Below are 22,044 nucleotides of genomic sequence, written 5' to 3' on the forward strand. Positions count from 1 at the left end.
TGCCGAGCCCCGGCCCGCTGTTCAGGCGGCCGGGGCTTCGTCATGCGGGAGGCGGGGCGGTGGAGCCGCGCGCGACCAGCCGCACCGGCAGGCTGCCCGGTTCGGCCGCCCGCCCGTCCAGGACCGCCAGCAGTGCGGCCATGCCCCGCTCTCCGACCTGTTCGGCGGGCAGCCGGACCGTGGTCAGCTCCGGTTCCACGGCCGTCGCCAGGGCCAGGTCGTCGAAGCCGGTGACCGAGAGGTCGTCCGGCACCCGCAGCCCGGACCGGCGGGCGGCCTTGCACGCGCCCGCCGCCAGGATGTCGTCGTCGCAGACGACCGCGGTCGGCCGGGGCCCGGACAGGCCCAGCGCGTGCTCCGCCGCGTCCCGTCCCGCGCGGACGTCCAGCGCCGCGCGCACCGTGCGCACCTCGGTGCCGGGGACCCGGCGCAGCTCCTCGTGCAGGGCGTCCGCGCGGCAGCCGAAGGTCCAGGTGTCGACGGCCGAGGCGAGGTGGAGGAAGCGCCGGTGGCCGAGGGCGAGCAGGTGGCGGGCCACCTGGCGCATCCCGTCGGCGATGTCGAGGTTGACCCGGGCGGCGGGGCCGGGGGCCGAGGGGTCGCTGTCCAGCATGACGAGGGGGACGTCCGCGCCGTGCAGGGCGTCGAGCGCGTCGGCGGCCATGGACGAGGCGATGACCCCGTCCAGCGCGGCACGGGCCGACGGAAACGGATCGCGGGCCGGGCCGGTGCCGTCGGGGGAGGGGTACAGGACGACCCCGAAGCCGTGCTCGGCGGCGACCGCGGCCGCTCCGGTGTAGACCCGGGCGAAGAACTCGTTGGTGAGGGCGGGGACGACCAGCAGGGCCGTCCTGGTGCGGCCGAGGCGCAGATTGCGGGCGGCGAGATTCGGCCGGTAGCCGAGCCCGCGGGCGGCGTCGCGCACCCGGTCCGCAGTGGACTCGGAGACCCGGCCCCGCCACTTGTCGCCCAGGACGAGCGAGACCGTGGCCTGGGAGACGCCGGCGGCCCTGGCCACGTCACGGCTGGTGGGCCGGGGCGGGCCGGGTGATGCGGGGCTGGTCACGCGGGCCTCCGGGCCGGTCGGGGCAGGCCCGTGAGGTGGACCTGCGGACGGGCTCATGGTACGTATGAACCTTGACGTTATACGTAAAACCTCGCAGGCCCGCACAGGCACCCGAGGGAGAGGGGCGGGACATGGCCGCGGGATATCTGGACATCCTCCGGGCGCGGCACGCCGCCCGGCTGCTGACGGGCACCCTGGTGGGCCGGCTGCCGAACGGCACGGCGAACATCGCGATCGTGCTGTTCGTCCGGGCCGAGGGCGGCAGCTACACCCTCGCCGGCGCGCTCGCGGCGGTGTACGGGCTGGCCACGGCCGTGGGGCAGCCGCTGCTCGGCCGCGCGGTGGACCTGTACGGGCAGCCGCGTGTCCAGCTGCCCGCGGCCGTCGTCTCCGCCCTGGGCATGGCCGTGCTCGCCGTGGCGGGCTGCGGCTTCCTGCCGCTCGCCTACGCGGCGGTGGCCGTGGCCGGGCTGTTCACGCCCCCACTGGAGGGCGGCCTGCGGGCGCTGTGGCCGAGCGTGCTGGGCGGCGAGGACCGGGTGCACCGGGCGTACGCCATGGACGCGGTCGCGCAGGAGGTCATGTTCACGGCCGGGCCGCTGCTCGTGACGCTGCTGGTCGCCCTCTGGTCGCCGGCCGCCGCTCTGCTCGTCATCAACGCGATCGGGGTGCTCGGCGCGCTGTCGGTCGTGCTGTCCGAGCCCTCGCGCACCTGGCGCTCCGCGCCCCGCGAGGCGCACTGGCTGGGCGCCCTGCGTTCGCCCGGACTGCTGGCGCTGCTCGGCTCGTTCTTCTTCGTGGGGCTCGCGCTGGGGTCCATCACCGTGGCGGGCATGGCGTACGCCGACGACCACGGCCGGGAGTCCGTCTACGGCTGGCTGATGGCGGCCTTCGGGCTCGGCGCCCTGATCGGCGGGACGGTGTACGGGGCGCGGCAGTGGACCGGGGCGCCGGAGCGGCGGCTGCGGGTGATCGTGGGGCTGCTCGCGCTGGGCTATCTGCCGCTGATGCTGACGCCGGGTCCGGTGGCGATGACCGTGCTGGCGGCGGTCTCCGGGGTGTTCCTCGCCCCGGCCGTCGCGTGCTCGTTCATCGTGGTGGACCGGCATGCCCCGCGCGGGACGGTGACGGAGGCGTTCTCGTGGCTCGTGACGACCTTCGGGGTGGGCGCTGCCGTGGGGACGGCGGTGGCCGGTCCGGCCGTCGAACTGGGCGGTACGGCGTGGAGCTTCGCCGTCGCGGGGGCCGGTGGAGTGGCGGCGCTGCTGGTCCTGCTGGCCACCGGACCGGTGCTCTCGGCTCCCGCCCGTACCGCCGTCGCGGTGCGAGGATCGGAAAATGATCGAAACGGTGCCGTCGAACCCGGTTTCAGCTCGGGCCATCAGGCGTAATGTTCAGTCATGGACCGCCGCATTTTCGGGCTGGAGAACGAGTACGGCGTCACGTGCACGTTCAGGGGACAGCGCCGACTGTCTCCTGATGAAGTGGCGCGCTACCTCTTCCGCCGTGTTGTGTCATGGGGCCGCAGCAGCAATGTCTTTCTGCGGAACGGCGCCCGCCTCTACCTCGACGTGGGATCGCATCCGGAATATGCAACCCCCGAATGCGACAACCTGACCGAACTGGTCACCCACGACAAGGCCGGCGAGCGTATTCTCGAAGGCCTGCTCGTCGACGCCGAACGCCGCCTGCACGAGGAGGGAATCGCCGGCGACGTCTATCTCTTCAAGAACAACACCGACTCTGCGGGAAACTCCTACGGATGCCATGAGAACTACCTCGTGGCCCGGCACGGAGAATTCTCCCGTCTCGCGGACATCCTCATTCCCTTCCTCGTCACCAGGCAGCTGATCTGCGGTGCCGGCAAGGTGCTGCAGACCCCCCGGGGCGCGGTCTACTGCGTCAGCCAGCGTGCCGAGCACATCTGGGAGGGCGTCAGCTCCGCGACGACGCGCTCCCGCCCGATCATCAACACCCGCGACGAACCGCACGCGGACGCGGAGCGCTACCGCCGCCTCCACGTCATCGTCGGCGACTCCAACATGTCCGAGACGACCATGCTGCTCAAGGTCGGCGCGACCGATCTGGTGCTCCGCATGATCGAGGCGGGCACGGTGATGCGCGACCTGACCCTGGAGAACCCGATCCGGGCGATCCGCGAGGTCAGCCACGACACCACCGGGCAGCGCAAGGTCCGCCTGGCCAGCGGCCGGGAGGCCTCGGCCATAGAGGTGCAGCGCGAGTACTACGAGAAGGCCGTGGACTTCGTCGACCGCCGCGGCATCCGCACGGGCAACGTCGAGCGCGTCCTCGAACTGTGGGGCCGCACGCTCGACGCGATCGAGGCGGAGGACCTCGGCCGGATCGAGACCGAGATCGACTGGGTCATGAAGTACAGGCTCATCGAGCGGTACCGGGCCAAGCACAACATGACCATGTCGAATCCGCGGGTCGCCCAGATAGACCTCGCCTACCACGACATCCACCGCCGGCGGGGGCTGTACTACCTGCTGGAGCGCAAGGGACAGGCCGCCCGCATCTGCAACGACCTGAAGATCTTCGAGGGCAAGTCGGTGCCCCCGCAGACGACCAGGGCGCGGCTGCGCGGTGACTTCATCCGGCGGGCCCAGGAGCAGCGGCGGGACTTCACCGTCGACTGGGTCCACCTCAAGCTCAACGACCAGGCGCAGCGCACGGTCCTGTGCAAGGACCCGTTCCGTTCCGTGGACGACCGCGTGGAGAAGCTCATCGCGGGTATGTGAGCGGGCGCAGGACACGCCCCGGCACCCCGTGCGACTCGGGCCCCGTACGTTCCTCGTGCGGGGCCCTTCGTACGGCCTAGAGTGGCGGGGTCCCGGGACCCCCGGGGCGTTGCCCCCACACATGCCGTCTGAGATCTGAGGAACCAGTGCGCCGACTTGCCGGCCTTCTCGTCGTCCCCCTGCTGCTGTTGTCAGCGGCCTGCGGCAGCGACGACAAGGGCTCCGACTCCGCTTCCGCCTCCGCGTCCGCCCCCTCCAAGGGCGGTTTCCCCGCCATCACCGCGGGCGCGAAGTTCGGCGAGAAGCCCACCCTGGCCAAGGGCACGGGTACGCCGCCCAAGGAGCTGAAGACCAAGGTCATCAGCGAGGGTGACGGTGCGAAGCTCAAGAACGGCGACGTGACCCAGGTCAACTACCTCGGCCAGGCGTACGACTCCACCAAGCCGTTCGACAACAGCTTCGACCGCAAGCAGCCGTTCGACCTGACGCTCGGCGCCGGCATGGTCATCCAGGGCTGGGAGAAGGGCCTGATCGGCCAGAAGGTCGGCAGCAGGGTCCAGCTGGTCATCCCGCCGGCCCTCGGTTACGGCGAGCAGGGCCAGGGCGACATCAAGCCCAACGCCACCCTGGTCTTCGTCGTCGACATCCTGAAGGCCAAGCAGATCCCGGCCTCCGCCAAGGGCACCGCCGTCGCCCAGGACAACGTCGACCTGCCGAAGGTGGGCACCAACACCGACGGCAAGGCGCCGAGCCTGACCGTCCCCAGCAAGGTCGCCCCGCCGAAGAAGCTGGTCTCCAACTACGTCCTGGAGTCCAAGGGCGACGTCATCAAGGAGACCGACTCGGTCGTCGTGAACTACGTGGCCAAGCTCTGGAAGGACGGCAAGGAGTTCGACAACACCTACAAGACGGGGAAGACGGCCACCTTCCCGCTGGCCCAGGTCACGCTCAAGGGTCTGAAGGACGGTCTGATCGGCAAGAAGATCGGCAGCCGGGTGCTGCTGGTCGTGCCGCCGGACCAGGGCCTCGGTGACAAGGAGTCGTCGGGCATCCCCGCCAACTCCACGCTGGTGTTCGCCGTGGACATCCTGGCGAAGATGTAAGACTGTCCCGGTTGCCCAGTTCATCAGTAAGAGGAGCAAGTCAGTGAGCATCGAGAAGCCCGAGATCGACTTCCCGGGTGGCGAGCCGCCGGCCGACCTGGAGATCAAGGAGATCTGGGAGGGCGACGGCGCCGAGGCCAAGGCAGGCCAGACCGTCTCCGTCCACTACGTGGGGGTCGCCTTCTCCACCGGCGAGGAGTTCGACGCCTCGTGGAACCGCGGCACCCCGCTGCAGTTCCAGCTCGGTGCCGGCCAGGTCATCCAGGGCTGGGACAAGGGCGTGCAGGGCATGAAGGTCGGCGGCCGTCGCCAGCTGACCATCCCCGCGCACCTCGCCTACGGTGACCGCGGCGCCGGCGGCGGCCGCATCGCTCCGGGCGAGACGCTGATCTTCGTCTGCGACCTGGTCGCCGTCTGATCCGCGCCACCCGCGCTCCGAGGGCCCGTGCCACCAGGCACGGGCCCTCGCTTTTGTCCCGACACCCCGGGGCGGTACGGTCGAGCGTCACGGAGCACGAGGGAAAGGGCGTCGATGGCGATTGCCAAGGCCGAGCGGCTGATGAACCTGGCGCTGTGTCTGCTGGGCACCCGGCGTCCGCTCAGCAAGCGCGAACTGCGTGGCTCCATCGAGGCCTACCTCGAAGCGGCATCCGACGACGCCTTCAACCGGATGTTCGAACGGGACAAGGACGACCTGCGCGAACTCGGCCTGGTCATCGAGACCGTCGAGAACCTGGACGGCGACACCGGCTACCTCGCCCGCCGCGACAGCAACCGGCTGCCCCCCATCACGCTGGACGCCGAGGAGGCCGCCGCGCTCGGCCTCGCCGCCAAGGTCTGGCAGCAGGCCCGCCTGGCCGGCGCCGCCAGCGGCGCCCTGCAGAAGCTGCGGGCGGCCGGGATGCCCGAGACCGCGGACGCCTACGAGGTGCACAGCGCCCTCGAACCGCGTATCCCCGTCCACGAGGCCGCCTTCGAACCCCTGATGCTGGCCTGCCGCGACCGCCGCCCGGTGACCTTCGACTACCGCAAGGCCAATGCCGCCCAGCCCGAGCAGCGCCAGGTCGAGCCGTGGACCCTGGAGTGCTGGCGCGGCCACTGGTACCTGGCCGGCTGGGACCGGGAGCGGGGCGCGGAGCGCGTCTTCCGGCTCTCCCGGATCACCGGCAAGGTGCGCTCCCGGGCCGGCGCCTTCACCGCCCAGGTGCCCGACGTGGTCACCGTCCGCGAGACCGTGGAGAGCTGGGCGGGCGAGACGGCCACCCGGACCGCCCTGATCAGGCTGCGCGCCGACTCCGGCTACCCGCTGCGCGCCCGCGCCCTGTCGGTCCGGGAACTCGGAGACGGGTGGGAGGAGTTGGAGATCCCGTACGGACACGGCCTGGACGCCTGGCTCGTCGAGTTCGGCCCCGACGTCGTCGTCACCGGACCCGAGGACCTGCGGGCCGACGTGATGGACCGGCTGCGCGCCGTGGCCAAGGACTGAGGGGACCGTATTCATGGCCACGAACGCCATCGACCAGACACGCCGGATGCTCTCCCTGGTGACGTATCTGCGCGAGCGCCCCGGCGCCCACGTCCAGGACGTCGCCCGCGCCTTCGGGATCACCGAGGACGAGCTGATCTCCGACCTCGACGTGCTGCCCATGTGCGGGACCAGCTTCCGGGGCGGCGACCTGCTCGACATCGACACCGACGGTGACCGCATCTGGTGGCACAACGCGGACGACGTCGCCGAACCGCTGCGGCTCGCCGCCGACGAGGCGACGGCCCTGCTGGTCGCCGCCCGCGCCGTGGCGACCCTGCCCGGCCTGCGCGAGAGCGACCGCCAGGCACTGCTGCGGGCCACCGCCAAGCTGGAGGCCGCGGCCGGCGAGGTGGGGGCCGCCAGCTCCCGGCTCTCGGTCACCTTCGAGTCGGAGGGCGGCGTCTTCGCCGAGGTGGACCGGGCGATCTCGGAGCGGCGCCGGCTGTGGCTGCGCTACTACTCGCCCGCGCGCGACGAGCTCACCGAGCGCGAGGTGGACCCGATCCGGCTGTTCGCCGTCGGGCACACCTATATGGAGGCGTGGTGCCGGTCCTCCGAGGACCGGCGCACCTTCCGCCTCGACCGGGTCGCCGCGATCCGGCTGCTCGACGAGCCCGCCGCGCCGCCCGAGCTGGAGCTGCGGGACCTGTCCGAGGGGCTGGTCCAGCCGGCCGCCGAGGACCCGGAGGTCGTGATCGAGGTCGGGCCCGGCGGGCGCTGGGTCGCCGAGTACTACCCGCACGACCGCGCCGAGGAACTGCCCGACGGCGGCCTGCGGATCACCCTGCGCACCCCCGATCCCGCGTCGCTGCGCCGGCTCGCGCTGCGGCTCGGCGGGGAGGGGCGCATCGTCTCTCCGCCGGAGCTGGCCGAGAGCGCGCGCCACGCGGCGCGGTCGGCGCTCGCCGCGTACGACGGCGCGGCCTGAGGGGACGGCGGAGGAGACATGGGGAACCTGTCCGCGCTGCCGGGCCTGGCTGCCGTGCCCACCGTCGCGGTGCCGGAGTCGGCGCGCTTCAAGGCCGCCTGCCCCGACTGCCGCGCGCGGTTCGAGCTGGCGGCGGCGGAGTTCCGGCTTGTGGTCGGCGCCACCAGCCGCACCACGTTCTACTCGTTCACCTGCCCCGAGTGCGCCGCGTGCGTCCGCAAGCCGGCGGGGGAGCGGATAGTGGAACTGCTCACCGACGGCGGCGTACGGACGCTGCGCCTGCACACCGGTCCCTGAGGCGTCCCGCGACGCGCCGGGGGCCTTCCGGACACTAGACACATCGAGGCTCTGCGCATGTTCTGGCCCATGCTCGCCATCGCCCTGGGGTTCCTCGGGATCGCCGTGCTCGGCGTGCTGGCCATCAAGGTGTTCGTCGAGGCCCAGCGCCTCGGCCACCAGGTGACCCGCACCACGGAGCGCATCAACCGGGCCGCCGAGGACCTGGAGCACGCGGCCACCCGCCTCGCCTCCACCGGGAAGACCCTCCCGTAGCACCCCCGTGCATGCGGCCTCCAGTTTCCCGGGCCCGGGAGGTACGCTGCTGCAGACGGCCCTGGCAGGGAGGTGCGGGCCGCAATCGAAAGTATGCACGGGCATTGCCTCGCGTTTACTCCCGCGGGTTACGATCGCTGCCGGTGAATTGGTCGGATGTGTATCCACCACTCAAGGGCAGCGAGCCCACCTCCAGCCGCCTCAGCGAGAAGGAAGCACACCATGGGCAATCTGAAGCCTCTCGAGATCGTTCTGATCATCGCTGTCATCCTGCTGTTGTTCGGCGCCAAGAAGCTTCCCGACATGGCCCGTTCGCTGGGCAAGTCGGCCCGCATCCTCAAGAGCGAGGCCAAGGCCATGAAGAAGGACGACGAGCCGACGGCCGCCCCGGACGCCGCCGCCGACCCGGCCGCCCAGCAGGCCGCCGCCCGTACGATCCAGGCCGCGCCCGGTGACGTCACGAGCTCCCGCCCGGTGAGCGAAGCGAAGCCCACCACCCAGAGCTGACCCGCGCTGACGGACTCCTCCGTCAGCTGCCGCACGAGACGAGGGAAGTGGGTTGCTCAAGTCTGCCCGCAAGCAGGAGAAGGACAGCGAGGGGCGGATGCCTCTCGCTGATCACCTGCGAGAGTTGCGTAACCGACTGCTGATCGCGGTTGTGGCGATCCTCGTGATCACCTCGGTCACGGCCTTCTTCTACCAGGACCTGATCACCTTCCTGATCAAGCCGATCCTGGAGTCGGTCGGCTGCGCCCATGGCGAGGCGAAGCAGCTCAACGGCAAGCCGTGTGCCGAGATGACGGTGAACGGAATCGTCGCCCCGTTCTCCATCGCGCTCAAGGTCTCCCTCATGGCCGGTGTGGTGCTCTCCGCTCCGGTCTGGCTGTACCAGCTGTGGGCGTTTCTCGCCCCCGGCCTGCACAAGCACGAGAAGCGGTACGCGCTCGCCTTCGTGGGCGTCGGTGCGCCGCTCTTCCTGGCGGGCGCAGCCCTCGCCTACATCCTGATGCCGCAGACCGCGTCCGTGCTGCAGGAGTTCACCCCCGACGACGCGAAGCCCCTGCTGCCGATCGACGAGTACCTCGACTTCATCACGCGCATGGTGGTCGTGTTCGGTCTCGCCTTCGAGCTGCCGCTGCTGCTCGTCCTGCTGAACTTCACCGGGGTGCTCACGGCCAAGCGGCTCGCCTCCTGGTGGCGCGCCATGGTCATGGGCATCACGGTCTTCGCCGCGGTGGCGACCCCCACCGGCGACCCGCTCACGATGATCACGCTGGCCGCGCCGATCGTGCTGCTGTACTTCCTCGCCCTCGGCGTCTGCATGGCCAACGACCGGCGCCGGAAGCGGAACAATCCGGACGCCGACCTCGATGACGACGAGGCGTCGGATCTCGACCTCACCCCCGAGGACATCGGCGACATGGAGCACGTCTCCGCCTCGCCCACCGTGCCCGGCCAGGCCGACGGCGGACGGGACGGCGGAGGGTCGTCGCTGCGCGACGGTTACGACGACATCACCTGACCTTGTAGGGTCCCCGGGTGACCAGCGAGATCACCCTCTTCGTCAATCCCACCGCGGGACGCGGCCGGGGCGCGCGAGCCGCGCAGCCGGCCGCTTCCGCGTTGCGGGACGCCGGCTTCTCCGTACGCACGATCCTCGGCGAGGACGCGGACGACGCGCTGCGCAGGGCGCGGGACGCGGTGGCGGAGGGGACCGGGGCCCTGATCGCCGTGGGCGGGGACGGGCTGATGTCCCTGGCGCTCCAGGCGGTGGCCGGGACGCTCACCCCGCTCGGCGTCGTCGCGGTGGGCACCGGCAACGACTTCGCCCGTGCGCTGGAGCTGCCGATACGCGATCCGGCCGCCGCCGGACGGCTCGCCGCCGACGCGCTCAAGGGGCGGGCGCCCGTGCGCGAGATCGACCTCGGCCGGGCCGGGGAGCGCTGGTTCGGCTCCGTGCTCGCCTCCGGCTTCGACTCCCGGGTCAACGACCGGGGCAACCGGATGCGCTGGGTGGGCGGCCGGTTCAAGTACGACCTGGCGATCCTCGCCGAACTCGCCGCCTTCAAGCCGGTCACGTACCGCATGACCCTCGACGACGGGCCCGCGCGCGAGATACAGGCGACGCTCGTGGCGGTCGGCAACGGCACGTCGTACGGCGGCGGCATGCGGATGTGCGCCGACGCGGTCATGGACGACGGCCTCTTCGACATCACGGTGGTCGGCGAGTGCAGCCGTACGACCCTGCTCAAGGTCTTCCCCCGGGTGTACAAGGGGACGCACCTCAGCCACCCCGTCGTCACCGTCCATCGGGCCTCCTCGGTCACCCTCGAATCCGTCGGCGTCACCGCGTACGCGGACGGCGAACCCCTCGGCGCCCTCCCGCTGACCGCCGTCTGCGTACCGAAGGCCGTGCGGGTGCTGGGGGCCGGTTCGCGGGCCCGGACCATGGGCGATTAAAGATCGCGTCACTGTCGGAGGCGGCGGGTAGGCTCGTGGACAAGATGACAGAGGACCTCTCACCAGCCGAGCGATACCAGGCTTCCCGGCTCCGGGCGGCCGAGCAGGCGACCGCTCTCGGGCCGTTCCGCGAGATGTACGACTTCGATCTCGACCCGTATCAGATCGAGGCGTGCAAGGCGCTGGAGGCCGGGAAGGGCGTGCTTGTCGCCGCCCCGACCGGCTCGGGCAAGACGATCGTCGGCGAATTCGCCGTGCACCTCGCCCTGGAGCAGGGCCGCAAGTGCTTCTACACCACCCCGATCAAGGCGCTGTCGAACCAGAAGTTCGCCGACCTGGTCAGGCGCTACGGCGCGGACAAGGTCGGCCTGCTCACCGGGGACAACAGCGTCAACGCGGACGCCCCGGTCGTCGTCATGACCACCGAGGTCCTGCGCAACATGCTCTACGCGGGCTCCCAGGCGCTGAACGGCCTCGGTCACGTGGTGATGGACGAGGTGCACTACCTCTCCGACCGCTTCCGGGGCGCCGTCTGGGAAGAGGTGATCATCCACCTCCCCGAGTCCGTCACCCTGGTCTCCCTGTCGGCGACCGTGTCCAACGCGGAGGAGTTCGGCGACTGGCTGGACACCGTGCGCGGCGACACCGAGGTGATCGTCTCCGAGCAGCGCCCCGTGCCGCTGTGGCAGCACGTGCTGGCCGGCCGCCGGATGTACGACCTCTTCGAGGAGGAGAGCGACCACGGCGGCCGGGGTGTCGGCCGCCGTGAGGTCAACCCCGACCTCCTGCGCCTCGCCCGCATGGAGAACCAGCGCGGGTACAACCCCCGCGAGCGCCGTCGCGGCAAGATGGTGCGCGAGGCGGACCGCGAGCGCGAGCGGCGCCAGCGCAGCCGGATCTGGACCCCGTCGCGTCCCGAGGTCATCGACCGGCTGGACGCGGAGGGGCTGCTCCCCGCCATCACGTTCATCTTCAGCCGGGCCGCGTGCGAGGCCGCCGTCCAGCAGTGCCTGCACGCCGGACTCCGGCTCAACGACGACGAGAAGCGCCGGCTGGTGCGGGAGATCGTCGAGGAGCGGACGGCGTCCATCCCCACCGAGGACCTGCACGTCCTCGGCTACTACGAGTGGCTGGAGGGCCTGGAGCGGGGCATCGCCGCGCACCACGCCGGGATGCTCCCCAGGTTCAAGGAGATCGTCGAGGAGCTGTTCGTCCGGGGCCTGGTCAAGGCGGTCTTCGCGACGGAGACGCTCGCGCTCGGCATCAACATGCCCGCCCGCTCGGTGGTCCTGGAGAAGCTCGTCAAGTGGAACGGCGAGCAGCACGCCGACATCACCCCCGGCGAGTACACCCAGCTGACCGGCCGGGCCGGGCGGCGCGGGATCGACGTCGAGGGCCACGCCGTGGTGCTCTGGCAGCGCGGCATGGACCCCGGCGCGCTGGCCGGACTCGCCGGCACCCGCACCTACCCCCTGCGCTCCAGCTTCCGGCCGTCGTACAACATGGCCGTCAACCTGGTGCAGCAGTTCGGCCGGCACCGCTCGCGCGAGCTGCTCGAAACCTCCTTCGCGCAGTTCCAGGCGGACCGGTCGGTCGTCGGGATCTCCCGCCAGGTCCAGCGCAACGAGGAGGGCCTGGAGGGCTACCGCGAGGGCATGACCTGCCACCTCGGCGACTTCGAGGAGTACGCGCGGCTGCGCCGCGACCTCAAGGACCGCGAGACGGAGCTGGCCAAGCAGGGCGCGACCCAGCGCCGGGCAGCCGCGGCCGCGTCCCTGGAGAAGCTGAAGGCCGGCGACGTCATCCATGTGCCGACGGGCAAGTTCGCCGGCCTCGCGCTCGTCCTCGACCCCGGGCTTCCGGCCGGCCGCACCAACGGTCACGGGCACCGGGGCATGGAGTACCACGACGGGCCGCGCCCGCTGGTGCTGACGGCCGAGCGCCAGGTGAAGCGGCTCGCCTCGATCGACTTCCCGGTGCCGGTGGAGGCCGTGGAGCGGATGCGGGTGCCGAAGTCGTTCAACCCGCGCTCCCCGCAGTCGCGCCGGGACCTGGCCTCCGCGCTGCGGACCAAGGCCGGGCACATCGTCCCGGACCGGCACCGCCGGGGGCGTGCCCCCGCCGCCGACGACCGCGAGATCGCGCGCCTGCGGTCCGAGCTGCGCGCCCACCCGTGCCACGGGTGCGACGAGCGCGAGGACCACGCCCGCTGGGCCGAGCGTTTCCACCGGCTGCAGCGCGACACCCGGCAGCTGGAGCGCCGCATCGAGGGGCGCACCAACACGATCGCCCGCACCTTCGACCGCATCGTGGCCCTGCTCACCGAGCTGGACTACCTGCGCGGCAGCGAGGTCACCGAGCACGGGAAGCGGCTCGCCCGGCTCTACGGCGAGCTGGACCTGCTGGCGAGCGAGTGCCTGCGGGCGGGCGTCTGGGAGGGGCTGAACCCGGCCGAGCTGGCGGCCTGCGTCTCCGCGCTGGTGTACGAGGCGAGGCAGGCCGACGACGCGGTGGCGCCGAAGCTGCCGTCGGGGCCCGCGAAGGCCGCGCTGGGCGAGATGGTCCGCATCTGGGGGCGGCTCGACTCCCTGGAGGAGGACTTCAAGATCAACCAGGCGGAGGGCGTCGGCCAGCGGGAGCCGGACCTCGGCTTCGCCTGGGCGGTGTACATGTGGGCGTCCGGCCGCTCGCTGGACGAGGTGCTGCGCGAGGCGGACATGCCGGCGGGCGACTTCGTGCGGTGGTGCAAGCAGGTCATCGACGTACTGGGCCAGGTGGCCGCCGCCGCGCCGCGCGAGAACAGCACGGTGGCGCGGAACGCCCGCAAGGCGGTCGACGAGGTGCTGCGGGGAGTTGTGGCGTACAGCTCCCTCGGCTGAGACACGCCTCCCGGTGACCAGGGAGGGGCCCGGCACACGGAAGCCGGCCGGACGTGCCGTCCGGCCGGCATGCGTGCGGGGTTCCCTTCCCCGGGGAGGCCGGTCAGGACTTGGCGCCCCGGCTCATCTTCATCGACGCGCCCGCGCAGACCAGTCCCAGCAGGACCGCGAGACCGCCGATGATGACGTTGTTCAGTACGACTCCGGTGTCCGGACTGCTCCCCACCACCCAGGGCGAGATGATCATCCAGGCACCCATGGCGCAGATCGCCCAGCTCAGGCCGTACATCCGCTGCGGCATCGCGGTGAACCCGAGTCCGAGCACGGCGATGGCTATGCCCATGACCAGGTTGTGCGTCACCAGCGCGGACTGCGACGTCGTGAAGTGCAGGACCCACGGCGACACGGCGCAGTAGAGGCCGACCAGGAAGACCGGCGCGTCGACGAGCGCCACATCGCGGCCGCCCATCATGCGCGCGTAGCGGTCGCTCATTTCCGATACATCGGGGTGTCCGGCCATGTCGTGGCCGGCATGCGAGACGTTTGACATCAGTTTCGTCTCCTTCGGGTCGTGCGGACCCGGTCACCGCCACAGCGGGAAGTGGCCCGCAATGCCCATTCTGCTCTTATCCGTCGCTTATGTGTAGGTTCAAGGCGGGCGGATCTCCGCAGGATGCGCACCGGGCCGAAGTCCTCGCGGTGGGCGTGGCGCCCACCGCGAGGAACACCGCTACGCGGCGGGCGGCATCAGCACCGTGTCGACGATGTAGACCGTCGCGTTGGCGGTGGGGACATTGCCGCAGACGACCTTCGACGAGTCGTTCACGGTGTACGTCATGTCCGAACCGGCCGTCGTCAGCTCACCCTTCTCCAGCGTCTCGAAGGAGCCCTTCTCCAGCTGCTTCGGCGTCAGCTTCTGTCCCACCACGTGGTACGTGAGGACCTTGGTGAGCGCGGCCTTGTCGGCGAGCAGCTTGTCGAGGTCGGCCTTCGGGATCTTGGCGAAGGCGTCGTTGGTCGGGGCGAACACGGTGATGTTCTGGGCGTTGTTCAGGGTGTCCACCAGGCCGGCCTTCTTGACCGCGGTGACCAGGGTGGACAGCGCCGGGTTGTGCGAGGCCGCCGTGGCGACCGGGTCCTGTGCCATGCCGCTGAAGGAGCCCGCGCCGCTCTTCGGGACCGACGCGCAGGCCGGGCCGAAGGGCTTGTCCATGTCCATGGACTTCTCGGCGGAGGGCGAGGCCGGAGCCTTCGCGGAGCTGGCGCTCGATCCGGACGCGCTGTCCTTGGAGTCGCTGGAGCAGGCCGTCAGGGCCAGCGGCAGGACGAGCGCGGCGGACAGCGCGAGGGCGGCGCGGCGGGCGTGGGTGACCTTCATGATGTTCTCCTGTTTGGGTAATTGATCGATTACGTACGGTAGTTGGCCGAGGGAATGCGCAACCCGGGACGGCCGGTGCGCAGGAAGGGGGTGCGGCGGGACCGCGCAGGTCAGGACACGTCGACCACCACCGAGTGCCGGCCCGTGGCACCGTCGGGCACGGTGCCGACGCGGCTGCCGGTCTGGAGGGCGCCGGTCCCGTCGGTCGCGCGGACCTCCAGGGTGTGGCTGCCGGGGGTGGCCGCCCACTCCCACACCCACTGGCGCCAGGTGTCCCGGGTGTCCTGCGTCGCCAGCTTCGCGGGGTGCCACGGGCCGTCGTCCACCCGGACCTCGACCCGGGTGATGCCGCGGTGCTGGGCCCAGGCGACGCCCGCGACCGGCACGGTGCCGGCCTTCGGGGAGGCGAAGGGGCGCGGGGTGTCGATGCGGGCCTGGGTCTTGATCGGTGCCCGCCGGGCCCAGGTCCGCTTCACCCAGTACGCGTCGTAGGCGTCGAAGGTGGTCAGCTCGATGTCCTTGATCCACTTGCAGGCCGACACGTACCCGTACAGCCCGGGGACGACCATCCGGACCGGGAAGCCGTGCGTGAAGGGCAGCGGCTCCCCGTTCATGCCGAAGGCGAGCAGGGCGTCCCGGCCGTCCATGACGTCCTCGACCGGGGTGCCGATGGTCATGCCGTCCACCGAACGCGCCACGAGCTGATCGGCCGGTCCGCCCTTCGACGGGGGCCGCACACCCGCCTCCCGCAGCAGATCGGCCAGGTGCACGCCGAGCCACCGGGCGTTGCCGACGTACGGCCCGCCCACCTCGTTCGACACGCAGGTCAGGGTGATGTCGCGCTCGACGGCCGGGCGGCGCATCAGGTCCTGGAGACCCAGCGTCACCGGGCGGGTCACCCCCTTGCCGTGGATCCGCAGCCGCCACGCCCCGGCATCCACCCTCGGCACGACCAGGGCCGTGTCGACGCGGTAGAAGTCCTTGCTGGGCGTGACGAACGGGCTCAGCCCCCGGATCTCCAGGTCCGCGCCGGCGGGCACGGCACGGGCCGGCGATTCGGGCACGGGGAGCTTCAGATCGCGCCGGGACGCCTCCGCCCCCGCCTGCACGGCCGAGGTGAGCCGCCGCCCCAGCAGCCCCGCCCCGGCCGAGGCCACCGCCGCGGCGCTTGCCGCGAGGACGAACCCGCGCCGGTCGAAGCCGCCCGCGGCCCCCTCCCCCGAGGAGGGGGCCGCGGCCGGGGACAGCCGTCCGGCCAGGAAGTACAGCAGCCCCGCGGCCACCACCGCGCCCACCACGGAGGGCAGAGCGTCGGAGATCCGGCCCTCGGGCCGCCCGACCGCCGCCACCGCCCCGACCGCGCCGAAGACCAGCACGGCCGCCGACCCGGCGATCCTGTGGCGGAGCGTCAGCAGCCCGACCGCCACGGCGAACAGCGCCAGGATCGCCAGGATGCCCAGCTCCAGGACCAGCTTGTCGTTCGTCCCGAAGTTCCGTACGGCGAAGTCCTTCAGCGCCGGGGGAGTGCGGTCGATCACCGCACCGCCCACCGCCGTGACCGGACCCGCCTCCGGGCGCACGACCGCCGCCACCAGTTCGGCGACGGCCAGGGCGCAGAACCCGGCGAGCACGCCGCCGAGCGCCGCGCAGGCCGCACGCACCCAGCGGGACCGCAGGGACACGACGGCCCCGCTCTCCGGATCGTTCCGCTCTTCACTCACGACGGGGATTCGGTGCCGGACTGCGAGCGGATTGGTCCATCACCCGATCGGATGAACGACGGGTTCCGCCAATCCGCCGAGCGGCCCGCAACGAATCACTTCCAAAGAGGCATCCGCCGCGCCCTCCGCCTCCGGGGGAGAGCGCCGGGGCCGGTCCGGAAGGAGCGCAATGAGCGACAGGCGGCGACGCACGGCCGTCGTGGGCAGCGGGGTGGCGGGACTGACGGCCGCCCACATCCTGCGAAGGGCCCACGACGTCACGCTGTTCGAGGCGGACGACCGGGTGGGCGGCCACGCGCACACCCACGACCTGCCCGGCGCGGACGGCCGCGTCCACCACGTGGACTCCGGCTTCATCGTGCACAACCGGCGCACCTACCCCCACCTGCTGCGGCTCTTCGCCGAACTGGGCGTGGCCACGCAGGAGTCGGAGATGAGCATGTCCGTCCGGTGCGAGGGATGCGGCCTGGAGTACGCGGGAGCCCGCGGCCCGGCCGGCCTCCTCGCCCGCCCGGCCTCCTTCCGCGACCCCGCCTATCCGCGCATGCTCGCCGCCGTGCCCCGCTTCCACCGGCTGGCCCGGCGGCTGCTGCGGGACGGCGGACCGGACGCGGACACGATGACCCTGGGGGAGTTCGCCGCGCGCGGCCGCTTCTCGCCGTACTTCACCGCCCACTTCCTGACGCCCGTGGTGGCGGCGGTCTGGTCCTGCGACCCGGCGACCGCGATGCGCTACCCGGCCCGCTACCTCTTCCGCTTCCTCGACCACCACGGCATGCTCGCGATCGGCGGCTCCCCGGTCTGGCGGACCGTCACCGGAGGATCGCGCGCCTACGTGGAGCGCGTGACCAAGCAGCTCGGCGCCGTCCGCACCGCGACCCCGGTCCGCAGCGTCCGCCGGCACGCCGACGGCGTCGAGATCACCACGGACGACGGCACCGCCGAACCCTTCGACCACGTCGTCGTCGCCACCCACCCCGACCAGGCCCTGAGCCTCCTCGCCGATCCCACCGACGACGAGACCCGCACCCTGGGCGCCTTCCGCTACTCCCGCAACGCCACCCTGCTGCACACCGACACCCGGCTGCTGCCCGGGGCGCGCGGCGCCCGCGCCTCCTGGAACTACCTGATGCCCGGCTGCGCCGCCGACGCCGCCCACGTCACCGTCAGTTACGACATGAACCGGCTCCAGCGGCTCGACGCCCCGGAGACCTTCGTCGTCACGCTGAACGGCGCCGACCGCGTCGCCCCCGGCCTGGTCCGGGCCCGCATGGTCTACGAACACCCCGTCTACACACCGGAATCCGTGGCCGCCCAGGCCCGGCTGCCCGCCCTGTCCGGGCCGGTCACTGCCTACGCGGGCGCCTACCACGGCTGGGGCTTCCACGAGGACGGCTGCCGCTCGGGCGCCGAGGCCGCGGCCGCGCTGGGGGTGGACTGGTGAACGCCCTCTACCCGTGCACGATCACCCACATACGGACCGCGCCCACCCGGTACGCCTTCCACCACCGCACCTATCTGTGGCTGACCGACCCCGACGGGCCCCCGCCGCTGCCGCGCGCCCTGCGCTTCCTCGCCCGCTTCGACGCCCGTGACCACTTCGGCGGCACCGCCCCGACCATCCGCGCCGGCCTCGCCCGCTTCCTGGCCGCCCGGGGCATCGACCTCGCCGACGGCACCGTCCTCATGCTGACCCAGGCCCGGGTCCTCGGCCACGTCTTCAACCCGCTGACCGTCTACTGGTGCCGGCGCGCCGACGGCACCCCGCTGTGCACGGTCGCCGAGGTGCACAACACGTACGGCGAACGCCACTGCTATCTGCTGCGCCCCGATGACCGGGGGCGGGCGGTCACCAGCAAGGAGTTCTACGTCTCGCCGTTCTTCGGTACCGACGGCGAGTACTGGATGCGGCTGCCGGAACCGGGGCCCCGGCTCACGCTCACGGTCCACCTGGAACGCTCCGGGACCCGCCCGTTCACCGCGACCGTCCGGGGCGAGCGACGCCCGGCGACCGCCCGCGTCCTGCTGGGCCTCGCCTTGCGGCACCCCTGGTCCACGGCCGTCGTCTCGGCCGCCATCCGGCTGCACGGCATCCGGCTCTACCTCCGCGGGCTGCCCGTCCGGCCCCGCCCCCACCACCGCACCCAGGAAGGCATGCGATGAGCGCCTCCACGTTCCGTACCCGTGCCCGCCCCCGCCGCCGCCCCCGGCGTGGGCGCGGGCACCGACCCGGCGCGGTGCCCGCCCCCGCCGCCGCCCCCGGCGTGGGCGCGGGCACCGACCCGGCGCGCTGGCCGGACATCGTGGCCCTGCCGCGCGCCTCCCGGCTGCGGACGGCCGTCGCCGAGCGGGTCGTCCGCCGCGCCCTGGCCCGGCTGCCGCTGCGCGTCCGCCTCGCCGGGCGGGAGGACATCGGGCTCGGCGGGCCACTGATGGACGTCCGCGACCCCGACGCCTTCTTCCGCAGGATCGGCGCGAGCGGCCTCATCGGCTTCGGCGAGTCCTACATGGCACGCGAGTGGGACGCACCGGACCCCGTCGGAGTCCTGACCGTCCTGGCGGGCCAGGTCGCCACCCTGATCCCCGAGCCCCTGCAACGGCTGCGCGGGCTGTGGGCACGCCGCCGCCCCGAGGCCCAGACGGGCACCCGCGAAGGGGCCCGGACCAACATCAGCCACCACTACGACCTGTCCAACGAGCTGTTCGCGCTCTTCCTCGACGAGACGCTCAGCTACTCCTCGGCCCTCTTCCGGGGCTTCCCCGCCGAACCGGCCCTGCTCCCCGCCGCCCAGCACCGCAAGATCGACCGGCTGCTGGACCTCGCCGCCGTCGGTCCCGGCACCCGGCTCCTGGAGATCGGCACCGGCTGGGGCGAACTCGCGATCCGCGCCGCCGCCCGCGGCGCCCACGTCGTCTCCGTCACCCTCTCCCGGGAACAGCGCGACCTGGCCCTGCGGCGGATCGCCGCGGCCGGCCACGCGGACCGGGTGGACGTCCGGCTGTGCGACTACCGGGAGATCGACGGGACGTACGACGCCATCGTCAGCGTCGAGATGATCGAGGCGGTCGGCGCGGAGTTCTGGCCCGCCTACTTCCGCACCCTGGACCGGCTGCTCGCCCCCGGCGGCCGGATCGCCCTCCAGGCCATCACCATGCCCGACGACCGCATGCGGGCGGGCCGGGACACCTTCACCTGGATCCACAAGTACATCTTCCCGGGCGGACAGCTCCCGTCCACCGAGGCCATCGACCGGGTCACGGCCGCCCACACCGGGCTGCGCGTGGAGCGCTCCGACGGCTTCGGCACGCACTACGCCGAAACGCTCAGGCTCTGGCGCGAACGGTTCACCGCCGGGGCGGAGCAGGTCGACGCGCTCGGCTTCGATGCCACCTTCCGCCGCATGTGGACCTTCTACCTCGCCTACTCCGAAGCGGGCTTCCGCTCCGGCTACCTCGATGTGCGGCAATTGCTGCTGACCCGTCAGGAACAGGAAACGGCATGACACTCACCGACAAGCGCCCCGCCCACGGTGCCGCCCAGCGCATCGAACCCCTCGTCGAGCGGTTCCTCGGCGGCCCGCTCCCGGTCCGGGTGCGCATGTGGGACGGCAGCGAGACCGGCGCCCCCGACGGCCCCCTGATCCACGTCCGGGCCCGCCGCGCCCTGCGCCGCCTCCTGTGGGAACCGGGCGAACTGGGCCTCGCGGAGGCCTACATCACCGGGGACATCGACATCGAGGGCGACCTCGCCGAGGGCCTGCGGGCGGTGCACCGCGCCGTGCGCGAGGGCGGACTCGCCGCGCCGCGTCCCCGCCTCGCCGACCGGCTGCGCGCCGCCGGCACCGCCGTGCGCCTCGGCGCGGCCGGGCCCCGGCCGCCCGTGCCCGCGGCGCGCGCCACCGGACTGGACGGCGCCCTGCACAGCAAGGCCCGCGACCGGGCGGCGATCAGCCACCACTACGACCTCTCCAACGCCTTCTACGCCCTCCTCCTCGACGAGACGATGGCGTACTCGTGCGGCTACTGGACCAGCGACGACCCGGCCTACGGGCCCGCCGACGCGCAGCGCGCCAAGCTGGAGCTGATCTGCGGCAAGCTGGGGCTGCGCCCCGGCGCACGATTGCTGGACATCGGCTGCGGCTGGGGTTCGCTGACGCTGTACGCGGCCCAGCGGCACGGCGTCCGGGTCACGGCGGTCACCCTCGCCGCCGAGCAGGCGGCGTACGTGCGCCGGCAGGTGACCGAACGCGGTCTGGGGGACCTGGTCGAGGTGCGCTGCTGCGACTACCGCGACATCGCGGCGGCCCCGGAACACGAGGGCGGCTACGACGCGGTGTCCACCATCGAGATGGGCGAGCACGTCGGGGACGCCCAGTACCCGGCCTTCGCGGCGACCCTGCACGGCATGGTCCGCCCGCGCGGCCGGGTGCTCGTCCAGCAGATGTCGCGCGGGCGGGACGCGCCGGGCGGCGGCGCGTTCATCGAGGCGTACATCGCGCCCGACATGCACATGCGCCCGCTCGGGGAGACCGTCGGGCTGCTGGAGGGCGCCGGTCTCGAGGTGCGTGACGTCCACGCGCTGCGCGAGCACTACGTCCGGACCGTCGACGCCTGGCGCCGGACCCTGGAGGAGAACGAGGCGCGGTTCACCGATCTGGTCGGCGAGGAGACCGTACGGGTGTGGCGGCTGTATCTGGCCGGCGGCGCCCTCGCCTTCGCGGAGCGGCGGATGGGCGTGGACCAGATCCTCGCCGTACGGCCCGCCGGTGACGGGGAGTCGGGGATGCCGGACACCCGCGACGCACTGCGCACGGGCCCGGCCGGGGACGCGTCATGAGCGGCTTCGCCTGGGAGGCGTTCGCGCGGGGCCTCGCGCCCTGCGCGGGCGCCGCCCTGCTCGTGCTGCTCGTCGCGTTCGCGGCCGGGGTGCGCCGGGGGATGCACCGGGGCGTCGACGTCGCCTGGGGCCTGGGTTTCGCCGCCGTCGCCCTCGTCTCGTACGGACTGTCGGCGGGGGAGGGGGACACCACGCGCCGGCTGCTCGTCACGGTGCTCACCGCGCTCTGGGGGCTGCGCCTGGCCTGGCACATCGCCCGGCGCGGCAGGGGCCACGGCGAGGACCCGCGCTACGAGAAGATGCTCGCGAAGGCGCCCGGGAACCCCGACCTGTACGCCCTGCGGAAGGTCTATCTGCTCCAGGGCGCGCTGGTCTGGCTGATCTCGCTCCCCGTGCAGGCGGCGGGATACCTCACCGGGCCGGTGAACGCCCTCGCCTGGGCCGGGGCCGCGCTCTGGGCGGTCGGGATGTTCTTCGAGGCCGTCGGCGACCACCAGCTGGCCCGGTTCAAGGCCGATCCCGGCAACCGGGGGAAGGTCATGGACCGGGGGCTGTGGTCCTGGACCCGGCACCCCAACTACTTCGGTGACTTCTGCGTCTGGTGGGGCCTGTTCCTCATCGTCTGCCAGGCCCCGGAGGCCGCCGCGGCCACCCTGGTGGCACCCGCCCTGATGACGTATCTGCTCATCGGAGGCAGCGGCAAGGCGCTCCTGGAACGGCACATGGCCGACCGCCCCGGCTTCGCCGCGTACGCCGCGCGGACCAGCGGATTCTTCCCGCGCCCGCCGCGCCGGGGCTGAGCCGTGTGCCCGGGGGACCACTCCCGGGCA

21 protein-coding genes are annotated in these 22,044 nt (G+C 72.4%); 17 read left to right on the forward strand and 4 right to left on the reverse strand.

All coding sequences use genetic code 11. From position 1 onward, the window contains the following. Positions 1-40: 40 nt before the first annotated feature. Positions 41-1,066 carry a LacI family DNA-binding transcriptional regulator gene (locus EAO73_RS22380; protein ID WP_191134166.1) on the reverse strand — a complete coding sequence of 342 codons (1,026 nt, stop codon included), beginning with the start codon at positions 1,064-1,066 and terminating at the stop codon, positions 41-43. A 131-nt stretch (positions 1,067-1,197) separates the two neighbouring features. Between EAO73_RS22380 and EAO73_RS22385 the strand changes: the two genes are divergently transcribed. The 12 genes from EAO73_RS22385 to EAO73_RS22440 all read left to right on the forward strand — a co-directional run bounded on the left by EAO73_RS22385 (position 1,198) and on the right by EAO73_RS22440 (position 13,278). Further along, the gene (locus EAO73_RS22385) at positions 1,198-2,457 is read left to right on the forward strand and encodes an MFS transporter (protein ID WP_147973261.1); all 1,260 of its coding nucleotides are present in this window, start codon (positions 1,198-1,200) and stop codon (positions 2,455-2,457) included. 9 nt (positions 2,458-2,466) lie between these two features. Further along, positions 2,467-3,828 carry a Pup--protein ligase gene (gene pafA, locus EAO73_RS22390; protein WP_147973262.1) on the forward strand — a complete coding sequence of 454 codons (1,362 nt, stop codon included), beginning with the start codon at positions 2,467-2,469 and terminating at the stop codon, positions 3,826-3,828. A gap of 146 nt (positions 3,829-3,974) precedes the next feature. Further along, a complete protein-coding gene (locus tag EAO73_RS22395; protein WP_147973263.1) occupies positions 3,975-4,931 on the forward strand; it encodes an FKBP-type peptidyl-prolyl cis-trans isomerase in 957 nt (318 codons plus the stop codon). Between the two features lie 43 nt (positions 4,932-4,974). Further along, on the forward strand, positions 4,975-5,349 hold the full coding sequence (locus EAO73_RS22400) for an FKBP-type peptidyl-prolyl cis-trans isomerase (RefSeq protein ID WP_147973264.1): 375 nt from the start codon (positions 4,975-4,977) through the stop codon (positions 5,347-5,349). A gap of 114 nt (positions 5,350-5,463) precedes the next feature. Beyond that, a complete protein-coding gene (locus EAO73_RS22405) occupies positions 5,464-6,417 on the forward strand; it encodes a helix-turn-helix transcriptional regulator (protein WP_147973265.1) in 954 nt (317 codons plus the stop codon). A 13-nt stretch (positions 6,418-6,430) separates the two neighbouring features. Next, the gene (locus tag EAO73_RS22410; protein ID WP_147973266.1) at positions 6,431-7,387 is read left to right on the forward strand and encodes a helix-turn-helix transcriptional regulator; all 957 of its coding nucleotides are present in this window, start codon (positions 6,431-6,433) and stop codon (positions 7,385-7,387) included. 18 nt (positions 7,388-7,405) lie between these two features. Further along, entirely contained in the window at positions 7,406-7,684 is a 279-nt protein-coding gene (locus EAO73_RS22415) for a hypothetical protein (RefSeq protein WP_147973267.1), read from the forward strand. Between the two features lie 57 nt (positions 7,685-7,741). Next, entirely contained in the window at positions 7,742-7,939 is a 198-nt protein-coding gene (locus EAO73_RS22420) for a hypothetical protein (RefSeq protein ID WP_147973268.1), read from the forward strand. 222 nt (positions 7,940-8,161) lie between these two features. Continuing rightward, positions 8,162-8,446 carry a Sec-independent protein translocase subunit TatA gene (gene tatA / locus EAO73_RS22425; RefSeq protein ID WP_147973269.1) on the forward strand — a complete coding sequence of 95 codons (285 nt, stop codon included), beginning with the start codon at positions 8,162-8,164 and terminating at the stop codon, positions 8,444-8,446. A 52-nt stretch (positions 8,447-8,498) separates the two neighbouring features. Continuing rightward, positions 8,499-9,461: a twin-arginine translocase subunit TatC gene (gene tatC / locus EAO73_RS22430; RefSeq protein WP_147973270.1), complete on the forward strand. Its 963-nt coding sequence runs from the start codon at positions 8,499-8,501 to the stop codon at positions 9,459-9,461. Positions 9,462-9,478: 17 nt separating this feature from the next. Next, on the forward strand, positions 9,479-10,399 hold the full coding sequence (locus EAO73_RS22435) for a diacylglycerol kinase (RefSeq protein ID WP_147973271.1): 921 nt from the start codon (positions 9,479-9,481) through the stop codon (positions 10,397-10,399). Positions 10,400-10,443: 44 nt separating this feature from the next. Next, the gene (locus EAO73_RS22440; protein WP_147973596.1) at positions 10,444-13,278 is read left to right on the forward strand and encodes a DEAD/DEAH box helicase; all 2,835 of its coding nucleotides are present in this window, start codon (positions 10,444-10,446) and stop codon (positions 13,276-13,278) included. A 103-nt stretch (positions 13,279-13,381) separates the two neighbouring features. On the opposite strand, the gene EAO73_RS22445 is transcribed toward EAO73_RS22440, so the two are convergent. The 3 genes from EAO73_RS22445 to EAO73_RS22455 form a co-directional block, all read right to left on the reverse strand. Beyond that, on the reverse strand, positions 13,382-13,828 hold the full coding sequence (locus EAO73_RS22445; protein ID WP_224756393.1) for an SPW repeat protein: 447 nt from the start codon (positions 13,826-13,828) through the stop codon (positions 13,382-13,384). Positions 13,829-14,008: 180 nt separating this feature from the next. Beyond that, on the reverse strand, positions 14,009-14,656 hold the full coding sequence (locus EAO73_RS22450; protein ID WP_147973272.1) for a fasciclin domain-containing protein: 648 nt from the start codon (positions 14,654-14,656) through the stop codon (positions 14,009-14,011). Positions 14,657-14,766: 110 nt separating this feature from the next. Next, the gene (locus tag EAO73_RS22455) at positions 14,767-16,317 is read right to left on the reverse strand and encodes a molybdopterin-dependent oxidoreductase (protein ID WP_147973597.1); all 1,551 of its coding nucleotides are present in this window, start codon (positions 16,315-16,317) and stop codon (positions 14,767-14,769) included. 229 nt (positions 16,318-16,546) lie between these two features. Here EAO73_RS22455 and EAO73_RS22460 point away from each other — a divergent pair, with 229 nt between their 5' ends. From EAO73_RS22460 to EAO73_RS22480, 5 genes are read left to right on the forward strand one after another with little or no spacing between them, the layout of a single operon-like run. Beyond that, on the forward strand, positions 16,547-17,821 hold the full coding sequence (locus EAO73_RS22460) for an NAD(P)/FAD-dependent oxidoreductase (protein WP_147973273.1): 1,275 nt from the start codon (positions 16,547-16,549) through the stop codon (positions 17,819-17,821). Next, positions 17,818-18,540 (forward strand): DUF1365 domain-containing protein, encoded by a 723-nt coding sequence (locus EAO73_RS22465; RefSeq protein WP_147973274.1) that lies wholly within the window; start codon positions 17,818-17,820, stop codon positions 18,538-18,540. The genes EAO73_RS22460 and EAO73_RS22465 overlap by 4 nt, the downstream gene beginning before the upstream one ends. Then, positions 18,537-19,880 (forward strand): SAM-dependent methyltransferase, encoded by a 1,344-nt coding sequence (locus tag EAO73_RS22470; protein ID WP_224756394.1) that lies wholly within the window; start codon positions 18,537-18,539, stop codon positions 19,878-19,880. Before EAO73_RS22465 ends, EAO73_RS22470 begins: the two co-directional genes overlap by 4 nt. Then, the gene (locus EAO73_RS22475) at positions 19,877-21,214 is read left to right on the forward strand and encodes an SAM-dependent methyltransferase (protein ID WP_147973275.1); all 1,338 of its coding nucleotides are present in this window, start codon (positions 19,877-19,879) and stop codon (positions 21,212-21,214) included. The genes EAO73_RS22470 and EAO73_RS22475 overlap by 4 nt, the downstream gene beginning before the upstream one ends. Then, positions 21,211-22,014: a DUF1295 domain-containing protein gene (locus EAO73_RS22480; RefSeq protein WP_147973276.1), complete on the forward strand. Its 804-nt coding sequence runs from the start codon at positions 21,211-21,213 to the stop codon at positions 22,012-22,014. The genes EAO73_RS22475 and EAO73_RS22480 overlap by 4 nt, the downstream gene beginning before the upstream one ends. The last annotated feature ends 30 nt before the right edge of the window (positions 22,015-22,044 follow it).

It is taken from the genome of Streptomyces sp. col6, from assembly GCF_008042035.1.
Lineage (GTDB): Bacteria > Actinomycetota > Actinomycetes > Streptomycetales > Streptomycetaceae > Streptomyces.

What these genes read in the sequence shown, in the direction of transcription:
- EAO73_RS22385 (WP_147973261.1), top strand. Translation starts at nt 1,198, where the DNA reads ATGGCCGCGGGATATCTGGACATCCTCCGGGCGCGGCACGCCGCCCGG.
- pafA (WP_147973262.1), top strand. Translation starts at nt 2,467, where the DNA reads ATGGACCGCCGCATTTTCGGGCTGGAGAACGAGTACGGCGTCACGTGC.
- EAO73_RS22405 (WP_147973265.1), top strand. Translation starts at nt 5,464, where the DNA reads ATGGCGATTGCCAAGGCCGAGCGGCTGATGAACCTGGCGCTGTGTCTG.
- EAO73_RS22410 (WP_147973266.1), top strand. Translation starts at nt 6,431, where the DNA reads ATGGCCACGAACGCCATCGACCAGACACGCCGGATGCTCTCCCTGGTG.
- EAO73_RS22415 (WP_147973267.1), top strand. Translation starts at nt 7,406, where the DNA reads ATGGGGAACCTGTCCGCGCTGCCGGGCCTGGCTGCCGTGCCCACCGTC.
- EAO73_RS22420 (WP_147973268.1), top strand. Translation starts at nt 7,742, where the DNA reads ATGTTCTGGCCCATGCTCGCCATCGCCCTGGGGTTCCTCGGGATCGCC.
- tatA (WP_147973269.1), top strand. Translation starts at nt 8,162, where the DNA reads ATGGGCAATCTGAAGCCTCTCGAGATCGTTCTGATCATCGCTGTCATC.
- EAO73_RS22440 (WP_147973596.1), top strand. Translation starts at nt 10,444, where the DNA reads ATGACAGAGGACCTCTCACCAGCCGAGCGATACCAGGCTTCCCGGCTC.
- EAO73_RS22445 (WP_224756393.1), bottom strand. Translation starts at nt 13,828, where the DNA reads ATGTCAAACGTCTCGCATGCCGGCCACGACATGGCCGGACACCCCGAT.
- EAO73_RS22450 (WP_147973272.1), bottom strand. Translation starts at nt 14,656, where the DNA reads ATGAAGGTCACCCACGCCCGCCGCGCCGCCCTCGCGCTGTCCGCCGCG.
- EAO73_RS22460 (WP_147973273.1), top strand. Translation starts at nt 16,547, where the DNA reads ATGAGCGACAGGCGGCGACGCACGGCCGTCGTGGGCAGCGGGGTGGCG.
- EAO73_RS22470 (WP_224756394.1), top strand. Translation starts at nt 18,537, where the DNA reads ATGAGCGCCTCCACGTTCCGTACCCGTGCCCGCCCCCGCCGCCGCCCC.
- EAO73_RS22475 (WP_147973275.1), top strand. Translation starts at nt 19,877, where the DNA reads ATGACACTCACCGACAAGCGCCCCGCCCACGGTGCCGCCCAGCGCATC.
- EAO73_RS22480 (WP_147973276.1), top strand. Translation starts at nt 21,211, where the DNA reads ATGAGCGGCTTCGCCTGGGAGGCGTTCGCGCGGGGCCTCGCGCCCTGC.